Here is a 9784-nt window from a genome sequence, read left to right as displayed (position 1 = left end):
AGAGGTGTATAGGAGACAGCCCCCCCCTCGCCCGCGGGAGAGGGCCCACCGGCAGCGGCCGTTTGCCCGCCTGTGCAAGCCGCCCGCTCGCGGGCGGCGTACGCTTCGAGCTTCGCCTGCTGATTCCACAGGCGGGCATAGACCGAATCGTTCGCCAGGAGCTCGCCGTGGGTGCCCGACTCGACGATGCGGCCGTCTTCCATCGCGTAAATGCAATCGGCGTTTGCGATTGCCGCCAGGCGATGCGAGATCATGATGACGGTCTTCGATTGCGCGAGTTCGTCGATCGCCTCGATAAGGGCCGCTTCGCTTTCGGCGTCGATGTTGGAAGTCGCCTCGTCGAATATGTATATATCCGCATCGTGAAGCAACGCGCGGGCCAGCGCAAGGCGCTGACGCTGCCCACCTGAAAGATTGGCGGCCTGCTCGGCAAGCGGCATGTCCAATCCGCCCTCGGCACGCACGAAATCGCCCAGGCGGCATCGGTCGAGCGCTTCCCACAGTTCGCCGTCGCTCGCCTGAGGATCGCCCATGAGCAGATTCGATCGAACGCTGCCTTTGAACAGGTAGCTCGAAAACGATACGGTCACCAGCGAGCGCATAAGCGACTCGCGCGAAACGCTCCTCGCATCGATTCCCCCGATCGAAACCGTACCGCCGTACGCCGCATTGCGTCCCGATAGGATTCCCGCGAGCGTCGACTTGCCCGAACCGCTCTCTCCTACGATAGCGGTGAACCGGTTTTGCTCAGCAATGAAATCGGCGTCGGAGAGCACGGTGCGAACCCCGTCATAGGAATACGAGAGATCCTTGCATGCGATCGAACAGTTCGCCGGATCGATGCGTTCGGTTCCGCGCTCGGGTTCGGGAGCGTCAAGCAGGTCGAACATCTTCTCGGCAGCCGCGATGCCGTTCATCGCGGTATGGAAAAACGATCCGAGCGTGCGCATGGGAATGAAGAACTCTGCGGAAAGAAACACGATGACGAATGCAGCCGTCAGGGAGGCGGCACCGCCCCCGAACTGAAACAAGACGACGATGATGCCGATCGCGGCACCGCCGTAGGCGAGCAAGTCCATAACGTTGATGGAGTTGAGCTGCATCGACAGCAGCTTCATAGTGGCCCGCCTGAAACCCTCGGCCTCCTCGTTCATGAGCTTATGGCGCGCCGCATCGGCCCGGTAGATCTTGAGCGTCGTAAGACCCTGCAGATTCTCTAAAAACGTCCCGCCCAGATCGGAGTATTTGCCCCAATAGGCTCGCACGACACGCTTCGCAATGCGCTGGATGGCCATGATGGATACCGGGATAAGAGGCACGCAGACGAACAGCACGAGAGCCGCGGGCAAGCTCCAGGGCGCAAGAAAGCAGAACAAGGTCACAGGAGCGACAACGGCATAGAACAACTGCGGCAGATACGACCCGAAATACACCTCGAGCTGCTCGACTCCCTCGACGCTCATCTGCACGGCTTCGCTTGTAGGGATCTTTTCCGCATAGGCCGGCCCGAGGCGCGTGAGCTTGTCGTAGACTGCCTGCCGCATCGTCTTCTTCGCAAGAGCGGCCGCCTTGAAGCTCATCGATTGCGCCAGCACCGTGCACAACGCCCGAACGGCAATAGCCGCCGCAGCAACAAGAAGCACCTGCGTGAACGAAACCCCCGAAGCCGCACCCATCAGGGAATCGTACAAAAACAACCCGATGGCAACCATCATCGCAATATTGGCGATGAGTGAAATCCATTGGAACAGCACGTTGGCTAGAATGTAGCGCATGGCCGTCGGCACCATGGCCAAAAGCCGCTTATCGAACATGAAGCCTCGTCTCTGCAATCGAAATTCAGTAGTTACCCAAGCCTAACACAACACGGTTAGATTAGACCAACTTTTCACCGAGAGACTGCCGAGAACATGTGCGCTGCACACGGAAAACCCTACTTCGACCTATCCGTTTTCACAACGAAACCGAAGTACGCGATATGCCCGATCCAGACGATCGCCAAAACGATGCGTCCGATAGGCACGTTCGCCATCAGAGCAAAGCCGACCGAAAGCAGAACCGTCACGGGAACGAGGATGGCAAGCTTTGCCTTGACGGTCATGGAACGCTTCGTCGCATAGCCCTCGAGCACTCGCTTGTAGAGCTTGGTCGACTTGAACCAAGCGTCGAGCCTATCCGAACTCCGTGCAAAGAAAAACGCAGCCGCAAGCAAGAAGGGAGTTGTCGGAATGATCGGCAGCACGGCCCCGATGACGCCCAGCCCGAAGCTCACGAACCCGCCCGCAGCCCAGAGAGCCTTGACGGCGCCCTTGCGCTCTTTCGCCTTCCGAATACTCGGCGCCTGCGCTGCTTCACGAGCAGCCATTTCAATCGCCACGCCCTTACCGCCCGCGTCCCCGGCCAATCCGAATTCGCTCATAAGGCTCCGCCCTCCTGCAAACAGCTATCTCCAACACCGATGTTTGCTAAAGTTAACTTATAGGAGCATAGTACCGAAAAACACGCAGAATGTAAACCGCGTCTAATTTAAGCTTCGAACCATATGGAAAGACGCCGATGGCAAGAGGAGCAGGATCAGCAGAACCCAGGCGACATAACGCACGAGGCGCGCAAGCGCAAAGCCGACACGGAACCGAAAGCTGCGGCCCGTCGGCTTCGGCAGGCCGCAGCGAGGGGTGCCGAACGCTACTGCCGGAGCCGGTACGCCGACCCGTTGCGCGCGCTCAGCGCCACGGTCGTCGCGTTATGCAGAAGCGATGAGATCTGGGGCTGCAAGATTCCCCCGATCCCCGCCGCAAGAAGCGCGCTGTTCACCGCCATGACCCCCTTGTACGATCCATCCATACGCGCCATGAGCGCAGAGCTCAGCTTCCGAAGCTCCACAAGGGATTCGAGAGATCCACCCGAAAGCGTCACGTCCGCCACCTCCTTGGCGATGGCGGTGCCCTGACCCATCGCAATGCCGACGTCGGCGCACGAAAGCGCCGGTGAATCGTTGACGCCGTCTCCGACCATAGCCACCGTGCGGCCCTCTGCGCGCAGCCGCTCGACAAACGCGTGCTTGTCAGCGGGAAGCATGTTGGCATAAAACTCGGTAACACCCGCATCCTGTGCGATCCGTGCCGCGGTCCGCTCGTTATCGCCGGTCAGCATCACCACGCGTTTCAATCCGAGACCGCGCAGCTTGTCTATCGCCTCCGCCACCCCGTCTTTCAGCGGATCCTCGATTCCCAGCACGCCGATAAGCTCGCCGTCGACGGCGAGATAGAGCGGCGAGAGACCCTCGGTTTCCGCCGCGATCTTCTCTTTCTGCTCTTCGCTGATGGGTACGCCCTCGTCTTCCACGACGAAATGCTCCGAACCGATGACGACGCGTTTTCCCTCAAGCGATGACGCGATGCCGTGCGCGACGATGTATTCGACGGCGGCGTGCCGTTCGCGGTGCTTGAGGTTCTTTTCCGCGGCAGCGCGCACAACCGCACGAGCTACGGGATGAGGAAAATGCTCTTCAAGGCAAGCAGCGAACCGCAGAACCTCGCGACGGCTCCATCCATCGAGTGCGAGCACGCAGGATACTTTAGGCAACGCCTCGGTCAACGTACCCGTTTTGTCGAACACGATCGTATCGGCGGCGGCCATGGTCTCGAAATGTCTGGATCCCTTGACCGTAATGCCCGCTTTCGCACTTTGGCTCATAGCCGAGAGCACTGCAATCGAGCCGGTCAGCTTGAGCGCGCATGAATAGTCGACCATGAGAGCAGCCGACGTTTTAGCCAAGCTCCGCGTTGCAACCGCAACTGCGCCCGCAAGCAGGAAGTTCCAGGGGACTATCCTATCGGCAAGCGCCTCCATACGCGATTGGCTTTCCGATTTGCACGCCTCCGATTGCTCGACGAGCGATACGATGGAGCGAAGCTTCGTATCCCCGGTATTCGCTTTTACCCGAATGAATATTTCTCCGTCTTCAACGGCGGTTCCCGCGAACACATCGTCTCCACTCGCCCGCTCGACCGCAAGCGGCTCGCCCGTCAGGGTGGCCTGGTTCACCATGGCGATCCCGCGCTCGACAACGCCATCGATGCTGATGGGCATGCCGGTCCTAACGGCAACGATATCGCCTTCGCGCAGATCGGAAGCAGGAACGGTAATTTCCTGATCGCCCCTCACAAGCTGTGCGCTTTCGGGCATATCGAGCAAAGAATAGATCAGCTCGCATTCCGATCGCGCGCGCGTATACTCTTCGAGCGTTTCGCCGAGGTCAAGCAGAAACATCGTCTGGCTCGCCGTTCTCGGATCCCGTTTCGCAAAGGACATCCCTATAGCGGCGGCATCAAGGACGGGAACATCGAGGCGCGATCGACCCAGCGATCGGAGCGCCGCGAAAAGAAACGCGCGATAGCGCCATACGGCGACGATGGCTGCAATCGGCCGAGGCAGAAACCACCTGCGCGCAAAGTACGAGCCAACGAGCACGGCGATGTCCATCAGAAGAGAATGCGCCTGAGGAACAATCGCCAGATCGTAATCGCCGCGCGCCTGTTCAACATCGCCTTCGTCAATCGACGAAAGATAGTCGAGCACCCTGTCCCGTCCGCATTCGCCGGCGTACTCGACGGCCAGCCCACCGATACGAGGGTACAGCGTCGCCTCGCGAACCGCATCGCACTTTGCGACAACCCGCGTAAGGGGCTCGATATCCCTATCGGGAATGCAGCCGTCGAGCCGAACGCGCATGCGTCCGGGTATTTCGTGCTCTATCGCATAACGCATGGCACGTTACTTCTTCGCGGAGGTTTTAGCTTGCGCCTTTTTTTCGGTTTCGGCAACCGCCTGCGCTTCCACAGGTTCGGTTTCGTCCGCAGGGGCGACGCTGATGTAGCGAGCCTCGGCCACGATATCGTCAACCTGAGCCTTTGCCTGCTCAACAATGCTCTCGTAGCAGCTCTTCGCCTGAATGCCCTTCGCAACGCCCTGGACGTAGGCCTTCTTTGCCGTACTACTCGTCAACGCCTTGACGCCCACCGTTCCCAGAAGAAAACCCGCTCCAACCAACAGACCGCCCCTTGCTTTCGAATCCATAAAACCACCTTTCAATCTCTGACTTGAATGGACAATCGATGCAAAAAGTTGCATTGATCTAACAATTTATACGATAATACCCGTCGAGGAATTAGTCAACGATGGTTAACTTGATAGCCATCGGCAACTTTGATGGGAGCGAATCATGAAACAACATCGTTTCTGGGCTTGGGCGGGGGTCGTCTGCGCGATCATGACTTTGTACACCGGATACAAAAGAAGATAGCTTGAGGACGCGACGCCCTACCAGCTGCCAGCCATCCGCCCCGCAAGCTTCCAGCCGATCGTGCGCTCGCGCATTCCGACGAAGTCGGCGTAGATGCCGCGTTCGGCCATCAGCGCGTCATGGGTGCCGCGCTGCACGATGCGGCCCTGATCGAGCACGATGATCTGATCGGCGTTGCGCACGGTCTTCAGGCGATGCGCGATCATGATGACGGTCTTCTCGCACGTCAGCTCGGCCACCGCGCGCTGCAGATCCCGCTCGTTTTCCGGATCGACGTTCGCCGTCGCCTCGTCGAGGATGATGATCGGCGCGTCTTTGAGGATGGCGCGCGCGATCGAGATGCGCTGGCGCTCGCCTCCCGAGAGCGTCGCTCCCCCCTCGCCGATGCGGGTTGCATACCCCTCGGGAAGGCTTTCGATGAACTCGTGGCAGCACGCGCGCCGCGCCGCGTCCACCACCCCTTCATGCGTCGCATTCGGGCGACCGAACTTGATGTTGTTCTCGATCGTATCGTCGAACAGGTACACGCCCTGGAACACCATCGAGAAGTTCGAAAGCAAAGCGTCCACCTCGAAATCGCGGATGTCGGTGCCGCCGAGCGTGATCGACCCGGAATCAACATCCCAGAACCGTGCGATGAGCTGCGTGATCGTCGTTTTTCCTGATCCGCTCGGCCCGACGATCGCGCAGGTCGTCTTCGCAGGTATCGAAAGCGACACGTGATCGATGACCGTGCGGTCTGCGTAGCTGAAGGTCACGTCGTCAACCACGATGTCGAGGTTTTCAGGCGTCGTCTTGCGGGCGCCTTCGTCCATGACGGGCGTGGCGATCATCGCGTTCGCCTTGTCCATGCTCATGTCGATCATGCGCAGAAGCGAGGCGAACACGCCCGACATCTCGATCTTTCCGTATACCATGAACGAGGCGACGATCATCACGAGGCACACGCCCGCTTCCATGGTGCCCGAGATCCAGCACCATACCGAGACGAGGCACATGACCACGCTCGATGCCTTGGTGAGCAGCGTCTGCATGATCGCGTACTTGATGAACTTCAGCTCGAGTGCGACGTTCATGCGCTCGCATTCGTCGATCGCGCCGCTGAGCTTCTGCTCGGCTTCCCCCGCGAGCGAAAACGCACGCACGACGCCGATGCCCTGCACGTACTCGAGCACGGCGCCCACGATGGCGCTCTGAGCGGCCACGCGCTTGCCGGTAACCTTCTCCGAAGCGCGCTGCATGAGCGCGTTGATGCCGAGGAACAGGGCTATCGTCACGACGATCACCAGCCCGATCCGCCAGTCGAAGATCAGAAGCATGATCGCCATGAAGCCCGAGAACACGAAGCCCGAAATCACGTTGGTGTACACCATGCCGCCGGCGTTCTGCACGTCGTCGAGGGTGTTGGTCATCGTGCCCGCGATGGTGCCGAGGCTGTTCTCGTTGAAATAGCCCATGGGCAGGTAGCGCATGCGATCGCCTATCTGGGTGCGCTTCTCGCCGGTCATCGAGAAGTTCCCCTTGCAGAAGTTCTCGCTCTTGAAGTGGGCTGTCACGAAGCACCCGACGATGCTCGCGAGCATGATGGCAAGCGCCGTCCACATGGTTGCATCCGTCACGGCGTTGTCGGCAAGGGCGAACAGCACGACGGCGAAGGCCATCATCTGCCATGCTTCGAAAAACGAATTCAGAATCGAAAACGCCATGCCGCGCTTGAGGTATTTCGCGTAACTGCCGCCGAAGGCGAAGTATTTTTTAAACGTTGCAAACATCTCATACTCCTTTACGCGGCGTCTTTTGCGTCGATATGGGCTTCGTACATCTGGGCGTAGAGCGGGCACGTCTCCAAAAGCTCGCCGTGCGTACCTTCCGCTTCAATGCCGCCGTTCGACACCACGACGATCTTATCGGCATCGGTGACCGTCGAGAGCCGGTGCGCGATCACGATGAGCGTCTTGTCGGCTACAAGCTTGCCGACCGCCGCTTCGATGACCGCCTCGTTTTCCGGATCGGTGTAGGCGGTCGCCTCGTCGAGGATGACGATCGGCGCGTCTTTAAGCATGGCGCGGGCGATCGCGATGCGCTGCCGCTCGCCGCCCGAAAGGTGCCCGCCCGAGCCGCCGACCACCGTGTCGAAGCCGTTCTCAAGGCCCATGATGAACTCGTAGCACCCGCTTTGCTTGGCGACCTCGATGACCGCCTCGTCGGAGGCGCCGGGGTGCCCCATGCGGATGTTCTCCATCACCGTGTCGTCGAACAGGTAGTTGTCCTGCTCGACGAACGAGACGAGATCCATCAGCTGGTCGGCCGTCATGTCGTTCACGGTTGCGCCGCCGATGCGCACCGTACCGCTCGTCGCATCCCAGAACCCGGCGATGAGCCGCGCCAGCGTCGACTTGCCCGAGCCGCTCGGACCGACGAGCGCGGTGACCGTCGCGGGTTCGATGGCAAGATCGATGCCGTGGACGACCTCTTCGCGCCCGTAGGAGAAGCGCACATCGGAAAGCTCGATCCGCATTCCGCTCAAGTTCGCGGAGGTCTCGGCGCGGCGCTGCTCGGGTACGTCGAGGATGTCGGTGATCTGCTCGACAACGGTTCCGATCTGCGCAAGCGAGTCGATGAAGTTCATCGCTGCGTACAGCGGCGGGAAGATTGCAAGTGAGAGCACCGCCATCATGACGAACGTAGCCGGATCGAGCGTGCCTTCCATAACGAAGAAACAGCCTACCGGCAGCACAGTCGCGAGCGTTGCGGGCCAAATGGCCAAGCCCCCGTCTTGGAATATCTGACAGTGATGCATCCAGTCGATGAACGAGCGGGCGTATCGGGTGACCGCATTCGAGAACTTCTCGTACGAACTTGCCGACTGCCCGAACGCTTTGATGACCTCGATGCCGCCCACATACTCGACCGAAGCGGAGCTCATCTCTTCGCCCGCCCTCACGGTCTTCTCGTACCACGATTCGTAATCGCGCATCATGCCCATATAGCAGATGAAGCCGATGGGCAGCGTGATAAGGCCCACGAGCGCCATGCGCCAATCGAGCGTGAACATGAACACGATCACGGCAACGGGCACGAGCAGGTTCGAGGTCATCTCGGGCACGACGTGCGCGAGGGTGGTCTCGATGCTGTCGACTTTCTCCACCATGATGTTCTTGATCTTGCCCGACGGCGTATCGAGGACGTATCCCATCGGCACGCGCGTCAGCTTGCCAGCGAGGCGCCGGCGCACCTTGGAAATGGTCGCGAACGTCGCCTTGTGCGAGATGGTTGTCGAAGCGTGGTGGCAGACGATGTAGAGCAGGTAGCCCACCCCCGCAACCGCGCACCATCCGAGGTAGAACGAGAAGTCCTTCGTTTGGGCAAGCACTCCCGAGATCATCTGCCCGACCGCAAAGTACGGCACGATGCTTCCCGCCACGCCGATCACGGCAAGCAGAACCGAAGCGACGTACCAACTCTTCTTCTCTTCTGACCACGAAAGCAAGAGCGCAACGGGGTTCGGCTTCTGCTGCTTTTCAGCGTCTCCCGCGCAGGTCGCATTTTCAGCATCCATACGCAATCCTTTCAAAAGTTATCCTCTGGTTACAATTCGCAGTATAACACTGTTATATTAGGATTGGCTAACTTTTTTAAGGACATAAAGGACACTCGGGATCTGCTCGCTTGCGCAGAGCTTCAACTCGTATTCCACCGCATTATTGCAACAGGGCGTCCGTGTGGGCTTATTGGGTTAAGGGGCGGAAGTCGGGATCCATGAGCACAAGATAACCGGCATGGAAGAATCGCTCGTAATCAGCGATGAACTCATGCGCCTCTTCGCGCGGCATGTCGACAAGAAGCGGTTCGAAGTACCCGCGGAAGAACATGCTCGAAAGGATGCGCGAAGTCGTCTGCGACAAATCGGAGATCGCAATCCCCTGCTCTCGCATGACGCGCGTATAGCGATGGGTGCTTTCTTCTTCGACATCGATGAAGCGCTCGATGTAGTTTTCCCAAGCAGTACCCGTCGATTTAGCGAAGATGAGCAGGAATTCGTCACGGTGATCGTATACGAAATCGAGCATTTCATGCACAAGCCCCCGCTCGTATGCTTGCATTCCGTCGAACGTCTGGCTTTCAAGCGGCAGATCGTAGAAATTCTCCTGAGCCGCAACGTAGCGGTTGAAAAGCTCGTCTCCGGCCGGTCCCACAATAGCATCGAAAAGAGCTTCCTTGCTGGGGAAATACCCGTATATCGCCCCTGTGGTCACGTCGGCAGAAGAGGCAATCGCTCTAAGGGATGCACCAGTGAAGCCCTTTTCCATGAACTCGCGAACCGCACAAGCCGTGATGCGGTCGCGCGCGTTGTCGCGATTTCCCGTCGATGGGCCTTTTCGCTGCATGCTCCTCCAATCCGAACTCATCCGCCTGAGCCATGATACCGCAAATGAGCGAATTCGGATCCCGAGCAACCGCAGAGAGCGCAACGGCTTC

General features: G+C 59.3%; 7 protein-coding genes. All 7 read right to left on the bottom strand.

Features of this window, described 5'->3' with window-relative positions:
- A partial coding sequence (locus C1719_RS07640) for an ABC transporter ATP-binding protein/permease (RefSeq protein ID WP_146007928.1) occupies nt 1–1814 on the bottom strand: 1814 nt, incomplete at its 3' end.
- 119 nt (nt 1815–1933) lie between these two features.
- Entirely contained in the window at nt 1934–2419 is a 486-nt protein-coding gene (locus C1719_RS07635) for a YbaN family protein (RefSeq protein ID WP_245874419.1), read from the bottom strand.
- Nucleotides 2420–2685: 266 nt separating this feature from the next.
- On the bottom strand, nt 2686–4770 hold the full coding sequence (locus C1719_RS07630; RefSeq protein WP_102374558.1) for a heavy metal translocating P-type ATPase: 2085 nt from the start codon (nt 4768–4770) through the stop codon (nt 2686–2688).
- A gap of 6 nt (nt 4771–4776) precedes the next feature.
- Nucleotides 4777–5079, bottom strand: a complete 303-nt coding sequence (locus tag C1719_RS07625; protein ID WP_102374557.1) for a DUF6110 family protein — start codon at nt 5077–5079, stop codon at nt 4777–4779.
- A gap of 243 nt (nt 5080–5322) precedes the next feature.
- Nucleotides 5323–7077 carry an ABC transporter ATP-binding protein gene (locus tag C1719_RS07620; protein WP_102374556.1) on the bottom strand — a complete coding sequence of 585 codons (1755 nt, stop codon included), beginning with the start codon at nt 7075–7077 and terminating at the stop codon, nt 5323–5325.
- 11 nt (nt 7078–7088) lie between these two features.
- Nucleotides 7089–8864: an ABC transporter ATP-binding protein gene (locus C1719_RS07615; RefSeq protein WP_102374555.1), complete on the bottom strand. Its 1776-nt coding sequence runs from the start codon at nt 8862–8864 to the stop codon at nt 7089–7091.
- 169 nt (nt 8865–9033) lie between these two features.
- Nucleotides 9034–9693: a TetR/AcrR family transcriptional regulator gene (locus C1719_RS07610; RefSeq protein ID WP_180963520.1), complete on the bottom strand. Its 660-nt coding sequence runs from the start codon at nt 9691–9693 to the stop codon at nt 9034–9036.
- Nucleotides 9694–9784: the final 91 nt, after the last annotated feature.

This window comes from Raoultibacter massiliensis (assembly GCF_900199545.1).
In the GTDB taxonomy this organism is placed as follows: Bacteria; Actinomycetota; Coriobacteriia; order Coriobacteriales; family Eggerthellaceae; genus Raoultibacter; species Raoultibacter massiliensis.
Note: the sequence above shows the minus strand (reverse complement) of the source record. Positions and strands in the feature narration are given on the sequence as shown.

Coding starts and splice junctions, on each gene's coding strand:
- C1719_RS07635 (WP_245874419.1), bottom strand. CDS start 2,419: ATGAGCGAATTCGGATTGGCCGGGGACGCGGGCGGTAAGGGCGTGGCG.
- C1719_RS07630 (WP_102374558.1), bottom strand. CDS start 4,770: ATGCGTTATGCGATAGAGCACGAAATACCCGGACGCATGCGCGTTCGG.
- C1719_RS07625 (WP_102374557.1), bottom strand. CDS start 5,079: ATGGATTCGAAAGCAAGGGGCGGTCTGTTGGTTGGAGCGGGTTTTCTT.
- C1719_RS07620 (WP_102374556.1), bottom strand. CDS start 7,077: ATGTTTGCAACGTTTAAAAAATACTTCGCCTTCGGCGGCAGTTACGCG.
- C1719_RS07615 (WP_102374555.1), bottom strand. CDS start 8,864: ATGGATGCTGAAAATGCGACCTGCGCGGGAGACGCTGAAAAGCAGCAG.
- C1719_RS07610 (WP_180963520.1), bottom strand. CDS start 9,693: ATGCAGCGAAAAGGCCCATCGACGGGAAATCGCGACAACGCGCGCGAC.